14 protein-coding genes are annotated in these 12,893 nt (G+C 48.4%); 10 read left to right on the plus strand and 4 right to left on the minus strand.

The genetic code is table 11. From position 1 onward, the window contains the following. The first annotated feature begins 37 nt into the window (after nucleotides 1-37). From rpe to ACL9RG_RS05205, 6 genes are all read left to right on the plus strand, one after another. Nucleotides 38-727, plus strand: a complete 690-nt coding sequence (rpe, locus tag ACL9RG_RS05180) for a ribulose-phosphate 3-epimerase (RefSeq protein ID WP_422791525.1) — start codon at nucleotides 38-40, stop codon at nucleotides 725-727. After that, a complete protein-coding gene (locus tag ACL9RG_RS05185) occupies nucleotides 720-1,418 on the plus strand; it encodes a phosphoglycolate phosphatase (RefSeq protein ID WP_422791526.1) in 699 nt (232 codons plus the stop codon). Before rpe ends, ACL9RG_RS05185 begins: the two co-directional genes overlap by 8 nt. Nucleotide 1,419: 1 nt before the next feature. Beyond that, nucleotides 1,420-2,424, plus strand: a complete 1,005-nt coding sequence (gene trpS / locus ACL9RG_RS05190; RefSeq protein WP_422791527.1) for a tryptophan--tRNA ligase — start codon at nucleotides 1,420-1,422, stop codon at nucleotides 2,422-2,424. 198 nt (nucleotides 2,425-2,622) lie between these two features. Next, entirely contained in the window at nucleotides 2,623-3,906 is a 1,284-nt protein-coding gene (locus ACL9RG_RS05195) for a cytosine deaminase (RefSeq protein ID WP_422791528.1), read from the plus strand. A 115-nt stretch (nucleotides 3,907-4,021) separates the two neighbouring features. Continuing rightward, the gene (gene ppiA / locus ACL9RG_RS05200; RefSeq protein WP_422791529.1) at nucleotides 4,022-4,594 is read left to right on the plus strand and encodes a peptidylprolyl isomerase A; all 573 of its coding nucleotides are present in this window, start codon (nucleotides 4,022-4,024) and stop codon (nucleotides 4,592-4,594) included. Nucleotides 4,595-4,735: 141 nt separating this feature from the next. Next, complete coding sequence (locus tag ACL9RG_RS05205; RefSeq protein ID WP_422791530.1) at nucleotides 4,736-6,265, plus strand: helicase HerA-like domain-containing protein; 1,530 nt, start codon at nucleotides 4,736-4,738, stop codon at nucleotides 6,263-6,265. 61 nt (nucleotides 6,266-6,326) lie between these two features. On the opposite strand, the gene ACL9RG_RS05210 is transcribed toward ACL9RG_RS05205, so the two are convergent. Both ACL9RG_RS05210 and ACL9RG_RS05215 read right to left on the minus strand, forming a co-directional pair. Then, nucleotides 6,327-6,650: a helix-turn-helix domain-containing protein gene (locus tag ACL9RG_RS05210; RefSeq protein ID WP_422791531.1), complete on the minus strand. Its 324-nt coding sequence runs from the start codon at nucleotides 6,648-6,650 to the stop codon at nucleotides 6,327-6,329. Next, complete coding sequence (locus ACL9RG_RS05215; RefSeq protein WP_422791532.1) at nucleotides 6,634-6,993, minus strand: type II toxin-antitoxin system RelE/ParE family toxin; 360 nt, start codon at nucleotides 6,991-6,993, stop codon at nucleotides 6,634-6,636. Before ACL9RG_RS05215 ends, ACL9RG_RS05210 begins: the two co-directional genes overlap by 17 nt. Nucleotides 6,994-7,164: 171 nt before the next feature. Here ACL9RG_RS05215 and ACL9RG_RS05220 point away from each other — a divergent pair, with 171 nt between their 5' ends. Next, nucleotides 7,165-7,740, plus strand: coding sequence for an aminodeoxychorismate synthase component II (locus ACL9RG_RS05220; RefSeq protein ID WP_422791533.1), 576 nt, complete (start codon nucleotides 7,165-7,167; stop codon nucleotides 7,738-7,740). A 141-nt stretch (nucleotides 7,741-7,881) separates the two neighbouring features. Continuing rightward, nucleotides 7,882-9,099 (plus strand): bifunctional acetylornithine/succinyldiaminopimelate transaminase, encoded by a 1,218-nt coding sequence (gene argD, locus ACL9RG_RS05225; RefSeq protein ID WP_422791534.1) that lies wholly within the window; start codon nucleotides 7,882-7,884, stop codon nucleotides 9,097-9,099. A 103-nt stretch (nucleotides 9,100-9,202) separates the two neighbouring features. Here argD and crp read toward each other — a convergent pair whose 3' ends face one another. Beyond that, entirely contained in the window at nucleotides 9,203-9,835 is a 633-nt protein-coding gene (crp, locus tag ACL9RG_RS05230; protein ID WP_005969523.1) for a cAMP-activated global transcriptional regulator CRP, read from the minus strand. A gap of 308 nt (nucleotides 9,836-10,143) precedes the next feature. Here crp and ACL9RG_RS05235 point away from each other — a divergent pair, with 308 nt between their 5' ends. Then, nucleotides 10,144-10,569, plus strand: coding sequence for an OsmC family protein (locus ACL9RG_RS05235; RefSeq protein ID WP_422791535.1), 426 nt, complete (start codon nucleotides 10,144-10,146; stop codon nucleotides 10,567-10,569). Here the strand turns inward: ACL9RG_RS05235 and ACL9RG_RS05240 are convergent. Then, complete coding sequence (locus ACL9RG_RS05240) at nucleotides 10,564-11,490, minus strand: LysR substrate-binding domain-containing protein (RefSeq protein ID WP_422791536.1); 927 nt, start codon at nucleotides 11,488-11,490, stop codon at nucleotides 10,564-10,566. The two genes, ACL9RG_RS05235 and ACL9RG_RS05240, sit on opposite strands and share 6 nt — an antisense overlap. 191 nt (nucleotides 11,491-11,681) lie before the next feature. Between ACL9RG_RS05240 and ACL9RG_RS05245 the strand changes: the two genes are divergently transcribed. Beyond that, complete coding sequence (locus tag ACL9RG_RS05245) at nucleotides 11,682-12,884, plus strand: MFS transporter (RefSeq protein ID WP_422791537.1); 1,203 nt, start codon at nucleotides 11,682-11,684, stop codon at nucleotides 12,882-12,884. Nucleotides 12,885-12,893: the final 9 nt, after the last annotated feature.

Below are 12,893 nucleotides of genomic sequence, written 5' to 3' on the forward strand. Positions count from 1 at the left end.
CTAATTTGGTAAATACCCCTATCGTTTGGAGAAGCGGATGAAAAAGTTTTTGATAGCCCCGTCCATTCTGTCGGCTGATTTTGCCCGTTTGGGTGAAGATACTGTCAACGCGTTAAAAGCTGGCGGCGATGTCGTGCATTTCGATGTAATGGACAATCACTACGTGCCTAACATGACGATAGGGCCAGTTGTATGCCAGGCGCTGCACAAATACCTGCAACAGGCAGGTGTTGATGCGCCTATTGATGTGCATTTGATGGTTAAACCGGTCGATAGTCTGATCCCCGAATTCGCCGCGGCGGGTGCAACCTATATCTCTTTCCATCCAGAAGCGTCAGAACACGTTGATCGCACTATTCAGTTGATTAAAGAGCACGGCTGTAAAGCCGGTCTGGTTTTCAACCCGGCGACCTCTTTGAGCTATCTTGATTATGTGATGGATAAGCTAGATGTCATCTTACTGATGTCCGTTAACCCTGGCTTCGGTGGTCAATCATTCATCCCTGGTACACTTGATAAATTACGCCAGGCGCGTAAGCGTATTGATGAAAGTGGCTATGATATTCGCCTGGAAATTGACGGCGGTGTTAAACCGGAGAATATTGCTGAAATTGCTGCGGCAGGGGCAGATATGTTCGTTGCCGGTTCTGCTATTTTCAATCAGCCCGATTATGGGGTGGTGATTGATAAAATGCGTAGCGAGTTGGCGAAGGTGACACATGGCTGAGGCGCTTTCACTGCGCGGTGCGGCTTTTGACCTAGATGGTACGCTGGTTGATAGTGCGCCGGGTTTGGCACAAGCGGTCGATCTGGCCTTAGCGGATTTCTCTTTGCCGCCTGCGGGTATTGCTCGTGTCAGTACCTGGATTGGTAACGGCGCTGATGTCATGGTTGAGCGAGCGCTGCGTTGGGCTGAAGGCGATATGTCCCCTGCGTTTCGCCAGCAAGTGCGTGAAAAATTCGATCGTTACTATGCGCAAACCGTTGATGCAGGTAGCCAGCTATATCCGCAGGTAAAAGAAACGCTGGCGGCACTGGTGGCAGCGGGTATTCCGCTTGGTGTCATCACCAACAAACCTACGCCGTTTGTCGCGCCACTGTTAGCCTCGTTGGGCATTGAGCACTATTTTACGCATGTCATCGGTGGCGATGATGTGGCTGTGAAAAAACCGCATCCCGCGCCGATTTATCTGATGCTCGCCAAGCTAGGATTGCACGCCAGTGAATTGGTCTTTGTAGGGGATTCACGTAACGATATTCAGGCGGCACAGGCTGCAGGATGCTGTTGCGTAGGCATGACATATGGATATAACTACGGTGAAGCTATCGCGCTGAGCAAACCTGACAGGGTCCTTGAACGCTTTGCCGACCTTCTGCCCACTTTTGGGCTAGCACCTTTACAGAATCAGGAAGTTTAAAATGAGTAAACCCATTGTATTTAGCGGCGCGCAGCCCTCAGGTGAGTTGAGTATTGGTAACTACATGGGTGCATTGCGTCAATGGGTTAACATGCAGGATGACTACGAATGTATCTACTGTATCGTTGACCTGCATGCGATCACCGTTCGCCAGGATCCCGTTCAGTTACGTAAGGCGACGCTCGATACGTTGGCGCTTTACTTAGCTTGTGGTATCGATCCGCAAAAAAGTACCATTTTTGTTCAGTCTCATGTGCCTGAGCACACGCAACTGGGTTGGGTACTGAACTGTTATACGCAGTTTGGCGAACTAAGCCGCATGACGCAGTTTAAAGACAAATCTGCGCGCTATGCTGAAAACATTACTGCGGGTCTGTTTACTTATCCGTCGCTGATGGCGGCCGATATTCTGCTGTACCAGACCAATCAGGTTCCGGTAGGCGAAGACCAAAAACAGCATTTGGAACTGAGCCGCGATATCGCTAATCGTTTCAATAATCTGTATGGCAACGTATTTGCGATCCCTGAGCCGTTCATTCCTAAATCCGGTGCTCGTGTGATGTCCTTGCAGGACCCGACCAAAAAGATGTCCAAATCAGATGATAACCGTAATAACGTTATCGGCCTGTTGGAAGATCCAAAATCGGTAACTAAGAAGATCAAACGTGCCATGACCGACTCTGAAGAGCCGCCTGTCATTCGTTATGATCAAAAGGCAAAGCCAGGTGTATCTAACTTGTTGGATATCCTCTCTGGTGTGACTGGCAAATCAATCCCTGAGCTAGAAGCTGAATTTAACGGTCAGATGTATGGGCATTTGAAAGGTGCTGTCGCTGACGCTGTTTCTAGCATGTTGACTGATTTGCAGACGCGCTATCACCATTTCCGTAATGATGAAGCACTGTTGCAGCAAATCATGCGTGAAGGTGCGGAGAAAGCCCGCGCTCGTGCGCAAGATACGCTGAAAAAAGCCTATGAAGCCGTCGGTTTTGTCGCACAGCCGTAATTAATGACACAGCTTAGATTAAGGAACCACGTTCACAAAACGTGGTTTTTTTTCGCCCAGATACAGGCTCAGATAAGTGTCGTCAGGGGCTTGGCATGGTAAAACAGTCTATCGGTAGTAATTGGCCATCGGCACTTCTTTGCCATCGTCAATGATTATGCCTGCATTGAATAACAAACTGATGGGAAGGGATGAGACGTGGAGAAAAACAGCTTACAGGCGATTAAGAACGTACGAATACCTCATTGTGAAGGATTGTGGCAGATAGCGTTTGCCCAAGGAAAGATCCAGCAGATTACGCCTCAGCCGCAGGATAACGGGCCACAAGAGGGAGTATTAGATGCGGAAGGTGGCCTCGTGTTACCGCCATTTATTGAACCACATATTCATTTAGATACCACGCAAACTGCCGGGCAGCCATCATGGAATCTCTCCGGCACGCTGTTTGAAGGTATTGAGCGTTGGGCTGAGCGTAAAGCGTTGCTGACGCATGAGGATGTGAAGCAGCGTGCCTGGCAAACGCTGAAATGGCAAATCGCCAACGGTATTCAGTTTGTCCGTACTCACGTTGATGTGTCCGAACCTAATTTGACGGCGCTTAAGGCGATGTTGGAAGTAAAACAGGAGGTTGCCCCTTGGGTTGAGCTACAAATTGTGGCGTTTCCCCAAGAAGGGATTATGTCTTATCCCAACGGCGAAGCCTTACTTGAACAAGCCTTGCAACTTGGAGCCGACGTCGTAGGTGCTATCCCGCATTTTGAATTTACCCGTGAATATGGCGTCGAATCGCTGCATAAAACCTTCGCGCTGGCGCAAAAATATAACAAGCTGATTGATGTACACTGCGATGAAATTGACGATGAGCAGTCGCGATTCGTAGAAACTGTGGCAGCGTTGGCACATCGTGAGCAGATGGGCGAGCGGGTAACGGCTAGCCACACGACCGCCATGCATTCGTATAACGGTGCTTATACCTCGCGCTTGTTCCGTTTGCTTAAGCTTTCCAAGATTAACTTTGTTGCTAATCCATTAGTGAATATTCACTTGCAAGGGCGCTTTGATACTTATCCCAAGCGCCGTGGTATCACGCGGGTTAAAGAGATGCTCGAAGCAGGGATTAACGTCTGTTTTGGGCATGATGATGTCTTTGACCCTTGGTATCCTTTGGGCACCGCCAACATGCTGCAAGTTTTGCATATGGGGTTACATGTTTGTCAGTTGATGGGATATGAGCAAATCAACGACGGTATTAATTTGATTACTACTCACAGTGCGAAAACGCTAAATCTATCGGATTACGGCATTAAGAGCGGTAATCCAGCGAACTTAGTCATTCTGCCTGCAGAAAGTGGCTTTGATGCGGTGCGCCGTCAGACCCCGGTTCGCTACTCAGTTCGCGCAGGGGTATTGATTGCTGAAACCCAGCCAGCGAAAACGACGATCCACCTTGCAGGTGCAGAATCCGTCGACTTTACTCAGTGAAAACGCGCTTTCCGCCGCAATGTGCGTAAATAAAGGTAAAAGTGTGGCGCATTACAGGCTAGCTCTTTAGAATCAAGCCGTTCTGTTATTTGTATCCTCGAGAAAGGAACTGTCCATGTTTAAACGTACTTTAGTGGCCTTTACAGCAATGTTGTCCCTGACGGCGTTTGCGCCTTCGGTTTTTGCTGCATCGGCTGATACACACGTGATGTTAACGACATCTGCGGGGAATATTGAGTTAGAACTCGATAATGCCAAGGCACCTGTTTCAGTGAAGAACTTCGTTGATTATGTGCAGAGTGGCTACTATAACAACACCATATTCCATCGTGTGATCCCAGGTTTCATGGTACAGGGCGGCGGCTTTACTGCGGATATGCAGCAAAAGTTGACCAATGCACCGATTAAAAATGAGGCCGACAATGGCCTGCGCAACTTGCGTGGCACCATTTCCATGGCGCGTACTGCAGATAAAGACAGCGCCACCAGCCAGTTCTTCCTTAACGTGGCAGATAACGCCTTCCTTGACCACGGTCAGCGTGATTTTGGCTATGCGGTATTCGGTAAAATCATCAAAGGAATGGATGTAGTAGATAAAATTTCTCAGGTGAAAACTGATAATGTTGGGCCTTATCAAAATGTCCCAACCACGCCGGTGGTTATCCTGTCTGCGAAAGTGCTGCCATAAATACAGCATTTCTCTCGCATATCTCTAAGCCTCCCATCGTGGAGGCTTTTTTTTGGGCGTAACTTACCGGCGTGACTTATAATTTTATCCACGCTATCTCTCAAGATTTAGCCTCATTTTTGCCTCTTTTAAGGATCGTTTATGAGTGAAGCACGGATCATTGCCAAAGCGATGCATGCCGGTAACCCGGCGCAAGAGTTAGCCATTTTACCGGCCTTGGCTAACCGCCATGGTTTAATCACCGGCGCGACCGGGACGGGTAAAACCGTGACCCTACAAAAAATGGCCGAGCAGTTTTCACAAATTGGCGTGCCGGTCTTTCTGGCGGACGTAAAAGGCGATCTCTCCGGTATCGGGGCTGAGGGCGTGGCTTCAGAAAAACTCGCAGCGCGTTTGGCGGCCATTGGTGTAGAAGATTGGCAGCCGCAGGCGAGCACGATTATCCCCTGGGATATCTTCGGCGAAAAAGGTCATCCGATCCGCGCGACGGTGTCAGATCTTGGACCATTGCTGCTGGCTCGATTGTTGGATTTGAATGACATTCAAAGCGGTGTGCTGCAACTGGTCTATAAAATTGCGGATGATAATGGCCTGTTACTGCTTGATATGAAAGACCTGCGGGCCATGGTGCAGTTTATCGGTGACAACGCTAAACAGTTCCAGACGCAATACGGCAATATTTCTACCGCTTCGATTGGCGCAATCCAGCGTGGTTTGTTGACGTTAGAAGGCCAGGGAGCCAATCAGTTCTTTGGTGAGCCGATGCTCGATATTCAGGACTTGATGAAGACTGATGCGCAGGGCCGTGGAGTGATCAATTTATTGGCCGCTGACAAACTCATTAATCAGCCGAAACTCTATTCGGTCTTTTTACTGTGGCTGTTGGCTGAGTTGTTTGAACATTTGCCGGAAATTGGTGACCCTGAACAACCAAAGCTGGTGTTTTTCTTTGATGAAGCCCATCTGTTGTTTACCGATGCACCGGAAGCACTGCTGACTAAAATCGAACAGGTCGTGCGGTTGATCCGCTCCAAAGGCGTAGGTATTTACTTCGTGACTCAAAACCCGCTGGATATTCCTGATAGCGTGTTAGGGCAGTTGGGCAACCGGGTACAGCATGCGCTGCGAGCTTTCACACCGCGAGATCAAAAAGCCGTTAAAGCCGCGGCGCAAACACTGCGTGCGAATCCTGCTTTTGATGCTGAAACCGCCATCACCGAACTGGGGGTGGGGGAAGCGTTGGTCTCTTTCCTCGATGAAAAAGGCCGCCCGGAGATTGTCGAACGAGCGATGGTCATTGCACCACAATCCAAAATGGGGGAGTTGGGAGAGGAGGGATTGAATCGTGCGATCAATAAATCCCCGCTCTATGGTCGCTATGAAGAAGCCATCGACCGCGAATCGGCTTACGAGAAGATCGTCTTACAAGGCTTTAATACCCTAGGCAAAGTACAAGGTGAGCAAGATGCCCCTGCTAAAACCGCCGAGAAAACCAGTAGTGGTGGCGGTTTGATGGACGGGTTAAACGAGCTGCTGTTCGGCTCCACTGGTCCACGCGGTGGTAAACGTGATGGGATAGTACAAACAGCCGCAAAAAGCATGGCAAGAGATTTAGGCCGCCAGCTCCTGCGCGGTGTGCTGGGTTCGCTAAGCGGTGGGCGAAAGCGCTAACTACTGAGGGCTATTTTATCGCGGTGAAGGGCTGATAGAGCAAGGCGAGGCACGCATTTTACTAAATCAGCACCTTCAATCCATGCTTTTGCACCACGGAAAGCAGTTTAAGTGATAATCCACTCGGGCGTTTTGCCCCGCTTTCCCATTTCTGTACCGTTGAAACACTGGTATTCAGATAGTGTGCGAAAATCGGTTGGCTAATGTTTAATTTTTCACGTAATGCTTTAATTTCCATTGGTTGAAGATCGCTGACGTGAGTAATGCATGCGAGATCAAAGCTGCGCATCGTTTCTTGAGCGATGGCGTCAATGCTAAATAATCCAGATGCAGCGCTATGGATAGCCTCCAATGCTGAACTTTTAAATTTACTTTTTGCGGCCATAGTAAATCTCCACTAATTCTTTACTGTTAATCAATGCGGTAATTTTCTCGTCTGAAAGTTGAGCATAGTGTTTTGCTAACTCTCGAAATCCAGCCAATTCGCGAGCATCAATATTTGTGATGTCCTGTTTGGCATAAAGGAAAGTGTAGTACCAATAGTTGCCACCTTTAGCCAATATGATGGCGCGATCTCTGTTTTGGCTCAGGCGTTTTTTATAAACCCCTCCACCGAGGTCATTCGCTTTTCCTTGAAGAGTTGATTCGATAGCTTGATATAACTCACTATCTTTGATCGCGTGAGACTTGGCTGCCTTGTTAAACCATTTCGTTTTAAATATTCGCATCAGGCCGACATCCTGTTACCTTCGCTATAGCACCTAGTGCTAGGTTACTCTCTTCTCTTGCTGATTCAACATTTTTGATATTATTCACCTCATAACGAAAATGCTGATGGTCGCGAGGCAAATGCGTAGAATGGCCGGGTTAATTTCAAGATGCTATTTGCCGGGATGCCCATGCTGTTAATGATCGATAACTACGACTCTTTCACTTACAACCTCTATCAATACTTCTGTGAGCTAGGGGCTGAGGTGCTGGTGCGCCGTAACGATGAACTCAGCTTGCAAGATATCGAGCAGTTAGCGCCTTCACACTTGGTTATCTCTCCCGGCCCTTGCACGCCCGATCAGGCAGGGATTTCCGTCAGCGCTATTGCGCATTTCTCGACGCGATTACCTATCCTGGGCGTATGTTTAGGTCATCAGGCCATGGCGCAGGCTTTCGGCGCGAATATCGTGCGCGCCAGACAAGTCATGCACGGCAAAACCTCACGAATAGAACATCGAGGAACTGGCGTATTTAACGGGCTGGCGCAGCCGCTTACCGTTACTCGCTATCACTCTCTGGTCGTTGAACCCGCCTCGTTGCCTGATTGTTTTGAAGTGACCGCCTGGACACAAACGCCAGGCCAGGACGATGAAATTATGGGCATTGCCCATCGTTCACTGGCACTCCATGGTGTCCAATTCCACCCTGAAAGCATTTTGAGCCAGCAGGGGCATCAACTTCTCGATAATTTCCTTAAAATTTAATGAGTTAATAATTAATTCTTAAATTGCACTGATTTCTATTGCCTGATTTTGATTTTTTATTCATATTTTGTGAGTAATTTTTCATTTGTCTTTGCGGGATAATTTGCCGTAATGACGATAAATCGGATGGGAGAGTGTGGGATGGCACAAAAGCCAGCGGTAGAGCGCAGTGATTTTGATCGGGTTATTCTGCCGGTTTATGCACCAGCTAAGTTTATTCCGGTCAAGGGGAAAGGCAGTCGTATCTGGGATCAGCAAGGCGCTGAGTATATTGATTTTGCCGGCGGTATTGCCGTTACGGCACTGGGTCATTGCCATCCTGCTTTGGTAGAAGCGCTGCATAAACAAGGTGAAACCTTGTGGCATGTCAGCAATGTCTTTACCAATGAGCCTGCTTTGCGTTTGGCACAGAAACTAATTGATGCCACCTTTGCTGACCGGGTATTTTTCGCCAACTCGGGTGCCGAAGCTAATGAAGCTGCATTCAAGCTGGCGCGTTACTACGCATCTGCTCGCCATAGCCCTTACAAAAGCAAAATTATTGCCTTCCACAATGCTTTCCATGGCCGCACGTTGTTTACCGTTTCAGTCGGTGGACAGCCAAAATATTCGGACGGATTTGGCCCCAAGCCTGCTGATATCGTCCATGTACCTTTCAATGATCTGGCCGCGGTTAAAGCGGTTATCGACTCCCACACTTGTGCCATTGTCGTCGAACCGATTCAAGGTGAAGGCGGTGTAACGCCAGCTACCCAAGAATTTATGCAAGGTTTACGTGACCTGTGCGATGAGCATAACGCGCTGCTGGTATTTGATGAAGTGCAAAGCGGAATGGGGCGCAGCGGCAAACTGTTTAGCTATATGCATTATGGCGTCACGCCAGATATCCTCACGACGGCCAAAGCGTTGGGCGGTGGTTTCCCAGTGAGCGCGATGCTGACTAGCGAAGAGGTCGCCTCGGTAATGGCACCGGGCAAACACGGTACCACTTACGGTGGTAATCCGCTGGCTTGTGCGGTTGCCGAAGCGGCGCTGGATTTGATTAATACGCCAGAAGTATTGGCTGGCATTGATGAACGTCGTGATGCCTTCTTACAGGCGCTGACGGCTATCAATGACAAATATAAGGTCTTCCAGGAGTTTAGAGGTCAAGGCTTGCTGATCGGCGCTGAGTTGTCAGAAGCTTATAAAAACCGGGCTGGTGAGTTCCTTGCCGCCGCGGCTGAACAAGGCGTGATGGTCTTGGTGGCTGGCACAAATGTGATGCGCTTTGCCCCGTCATTAGTGATCGATTTTGATGATATTCGGGAAGGTATGGCGCGCTTTGAACAGGCGGTTGCTCAGGTTGTTGGCGTTTAATATCTGGCTTAAAAGAGTCCAATAAAAATGGCGCAGCAGAATTATCTGTTGCGCCATTTTTTCTTTAAGATTTTATTCAGGGTTAATAAATGCTGGCGGTGAATTAACGGGTGCCGTAAACGACAATTGTTTTACCGTGTGCGGAGATCAGGTTCTGATCTTCGAGCATTTTGAGGATACGTCCAACTGTCTCACGTGAGCAGCCGACGATCTGACCGATTTCCTGACGAGTGATTTTGATCTGCATACCATCTGGGTGGGTCATGGCATCGGGCTGTTTAGCCAGATTAAGCAGAGTTTGGGCAATACGGCCTGTCACATCAAGGAATGCAAGATTTCCTACTTTTTCAGAAGTCACTTGCAAACGGTTCGCCATCTGCGCGGAAAGGCGCATTAAAATATCCGGGTTCACTTGGATCAACTGGCGGAATTTCTTATAGGAAATTTCTGCCACTTCACAGGCAGTTTTTGCCCGTACCCAAGCGCTACGTTCCTGGCCTTCTTCGAAAAGACCAAGCTCGCCGATGAAATCTCCCTGATTCAGATAGGAGAGGATCATCTCTTTGCCTTCTTCATCCTTGATCAGCACGGCAACCGAACCTTTCACGATGTAGTAAAGCGTTTCGGCTTTTTCACCTTGGTGAATCAGCGTACTTTTAGATGGATATTTGTGTATATGACAATGAGACAGGAACCATTCGAGAGTAGGGTCTGTTTGTGGTTTGCCGAGAACCATTAGCTATTATCCTCTGTTATTACCGTCTGAGTTCCCTGTACGGCGTTTTTATAAATAAGCGCCATTTTAGCATATGAACAGATCAGCAATACTGCAAGCGACAGGCGGAGCGATATCCCTCAAAAAAGGGGTGTCACTATGAAAACCGGAGCCGGAAATTGCTGATAAGTTTCTGTCGCTTTGTTTGTAACACAGGATTGCCCTAGTGTCTCCTGTTGTCTCGCTTCAGCATGACGGCGATCTCCCTGCATTGCATTTTTAGGCTAAAAGGGTAGTCTGTCGGGGAATATTCGCTGGGAGAAAAAGAGATGCAGGCACGGGTAAAGTGGGTCGAAGGGTTGACGTTTTTAGGCGAATCCGCATCAGGTCATCAGGTATTGATGGACGGAAATGCGGGTGATAAAGCGCCAAGCCCAATGGAAATGTTGTTGATGTCCGCTGGTGGATGTAGCGCCATTGATGTGGTGTCTATTTTGCAAAAAGGTCGTAACGATGTGGTGGATTGCGAGGTGAAGCTGACCTCAGAACGTCGTGAAGAAGCGCCTCGTTTATTTACTCGCATCAACCTGCATTTTATTGTTACAGGCACTGGTTTGACCGATAAAGTGGTTGAACGTGCGGTCAGCCTGTCTGCGGAGAAGTACTGCTCGGTATCGCTGATGCTGGGTAAAGCCGCCACCATTACGCACAGCTTTGAAGTGATTAACCCGCAGGATGCGAATACCTCATTATAAGAGGTCGTCGTTTTGTCCGCTAAGTTGCTGGCAACGATGACGCACTAATTCTATAAAACGCCGCGCCGTTAAGGTTAGCGGCGTTTTTTGTGAGTAAATCAGGCTGTACTCGACTGTTGGAAGATGCGGGATTGGCAAGGGGCAGAACATACGTTGCATCAACGGCAGTCTGAACATGGCCGCGGTTCCCAACGTAAGATAATCAGCGCTAAGCACCAGTGTTAACCCAAATAACAGAGAGTTGCTATGCAATACCGTTTGCCCCGTTCGCGAGGGAATTGCCAGCAGCGATTGGCTAAGTTTTTGATAGTAGCCCATGTCATCGTCGGGCAGTAGCCAGCTCGCTTTAGCCAATTGCGCGATGTTGGTCGCGCGCTGCAACGGATGGTGTCGGCGTGCGATTACGCATATTGGCGTGATAAATAGTGATTCACTGGCTAGTCCCGTCAGTGGTACGTCAGGGCTGATAATATCTATCGCCATGTCCAGACGCCCTTCACGTAGTGCAGGCAAGAGCGTTAAAAGGTGCCCTTCCTCAACGCGTAATTTGGCCTGCGGGAATTGTTCACTAAACTGCTCAGTAAGTTGGGGAAGCAAGAGCATGCCCATCGACGAGGAAAAACCAACGCTGACCGATCCCGCTGACATAGCATCGATTTGCTGTACTTCATCTACCGCCCGTTGCAACTCTTCCAAAATAAACTGCATACGCTGCGCAAAAGCCTGGCCACTTGGCGTCAAGGTCATGCCGTGCGTACCACGAATAATAAGTTGGGTTTCTAGCGTTTGCTCTAATTCTCGCAATGCTCTGCTGACCGCTGGCTGGGTTTGATTCATTGCTCGCGCCGCGGCGCGAATGCTCCCCGCCCGGATAACCTGTTGGAACACTTTCAGTTGCTGTAACTTCGGAAGATATCTCATCTAAATTCCTATGCCAATAAAGTATCCCGATTAGAAAAATTTCATCTTATCCCACTCATATAAAGCTGTTAGCGTCACTAGCTGTGATTTAACTCATTGTTATTGAATGTGAAGTGACTGATGTCGCATTTTTGAGTTGTGCATTATCACAAGTGGTAAACCCTTGGGGTAAACGTATCGAGGATACAACAATGAAAAAATCTTCCTTTATGATCTTTCTGCTTTTTTTAGGTTATGTTCTTATTTATACAGACAAAATGGCTATCGGTTTTTCTCTGTTACCCATTAGCAAAGAGTTTCATTTACGCTCCGATCAGCTCGGATATATCACAGGAGGCTTTTTTCTCGCTTATTCAATCTTCCAACTACCCTTTGGCTGGCTTACAGACCGCTGGGGATATAAAAAATTACTTCCGCTATCTCTCGGTTTATTAGGTATTTTTGCCATCAGCTTCGGCCTATTAGGTGCCAGCTTAGGTTTATTGATCGTTATTCGCTTTTTGGCTGGGATTGGACATTCAGGTTATCCGCCATCCTGTGCAAAAGCGGTCGTCTCTAACTATTCATTTGAACAGCGTACTTTCGCTCAATCCGTATTGCTCTCTTCTAGCGGGGTGGCACAAGTGGTTGGCCCACTGCTCGCATTATGGGCGTTGAGTACGATTGGTTGGCGTGATTACTCAGTCATTCTGGGTATCATCGCTTTGCTATTGGCGGGCTGTGTTTTATTTCTGGTGCCTGCTCCAATAACTAAGAGTTCTTCGCAATCTACCCCGGAACATCGTACTTCCCACTATCGTGAAGCCTTAAAAAGCTCATTAGTCATACTGCTGTTCTTGAGTATGTTTTGTATCAATATGTCGGTTTATGGGCTGATGGCTTGGTTACCAAAGTACATGGTACAGCAGCGTGAGCTGCCGCTGGGTACATCTAGCGCCATCATGGCGCTGTCTGGAGCAGGGAGTTGGCTCGCGTTTTTAGTCACTGGTTGGGTCGTTGGGCGCCATATGCAAGGCAAAGAGCCGCAAGTCATGGTGGTTTTTTCTGTGCTATCTGGCGTCGCGGTTTGGTGTCTTGGTAATAGCCGGGGAGAGCTGGCTATTACGCTCTCTTTAGTTGCCAGCATTATCTGTATTACTACAGCGTTCCTCACTGGATTTACCTTACCGATGAAACGACTGCCGATTGAAATTATCGGTGGAACAATGGGGGTGCTCAATAGTGGCGGGATCCTCGGCGGCTTTGTTGCCCCTATTGTCATGGGGTACCTGATAAGCCCCGAACACGGCTACACCTATGCTTTTCTCTTTCTCAGCCTGGCAATGATTATTGCCGGGCTTTTTATGTTGCCACTGATCCGCAAGGTACCCGTTGCCTTGCATGACGTGGTGTAAATATGGAGC

The organism is Rouxiella sp. Mn2063, assembly GCF_049319665.1.
Taxonomy (GTDB): Bacteria; Pseudomonadota; Gammaproteobacteria; order Enterobacterales; family Enterobacteriaceae; genus JBMOUD01.

Bases quoted from the DNA above. Each gene is read 5' to 3' on its own strand.
- ppiA (WP_422791529.1), top strand. From the start codon at position 4,022: ATGTTTAAACGTACTTTAGTGGCCTTTACAGCAATGTTGTCCCTGACG.
- ACL9RG_RS05185 (WP_422791526.1), top strand. From the start codon at position 720: ATGGCTGAGGCGCTTTCACTGCGCGGTGCGGCTTTTGACCTAGATGGT.
- argD (WP_422791534.1), top strand. From the start codon at position 7,882: ATGGCACAAAAGCCAGCGGTAGAGCGCAGTGATTTTGATCGGGTTATT.
- ACL9RG_RS05210 (WP_422791531.1), bottom strand. From the start codon at position 6,650: ATGGCCGCAAAAAGTAAATTTAAAAGTTCAGCATTGGAGGCTATCCAT.
- ACL9RG_RS05215 (WP_422791532.1), bottom strand. From the start codon at position 6,993: ATGCGAATATTTAAAACGAAATGGTTTAACAAGGCAGCCAAGTCTCAC.
- ACL9RG_RS05205 (WP_422791530.1), top strand. From the start codon at position 4,736: ATGAGTGAAGCACGGATCATTGCCAAAGCGATGCATGCCGGTAACCCG.
- ACL9RG_RS05220 (WP_422791533.1), top strand. From the start codon at position 7,165: ATGCTGTTAATGATCGATAACTACGACTCTTTCACTTACAACCTCTAT.
- crp (WP_005969523.1), bottom strand. From the start codon at position 9,835: ATGGTTCTCGGCAAACCACAAACAGACCCTACTCTCGAATGGTTCCTG.
- rpe (WP_422791525.1), top strand. From the start codon at position 38: ATGAAAAAGTTTTTGATAGCCCCGTCCATTCTGTCGGCTGATTTTGCC.
- trpS (WP_422791527.1), top strand. From the start codon at position 1,420: ATGAGTAAACCCATTGTATTTAGCGGCGCGCAGCCCTCAGGTGAGTTG.
- ACL9RG_RS05245 (WP_422791537.1), top strand. From the start codon at position 11,682: ATGAAAAAATCTTCCTTTATGATCTTTCTGCTTTTTTTAGGTTATGTT.
- ACL9RG_RS05240 (WP_422791536.1), bottom strand. From the start codon at position 11,490: ATGAGATATCTTCCGAAGTTACAGCAACTGAAAGTGTTCCAACAGGTT.
- ACL9RG_RS05235 (WP_422791535.1), top strand. From the start codon at position 10,144: ATGCAGGCACGGGTAAAGTGGGTCGAAGGGTTGACGTTTTTAGGCGAA.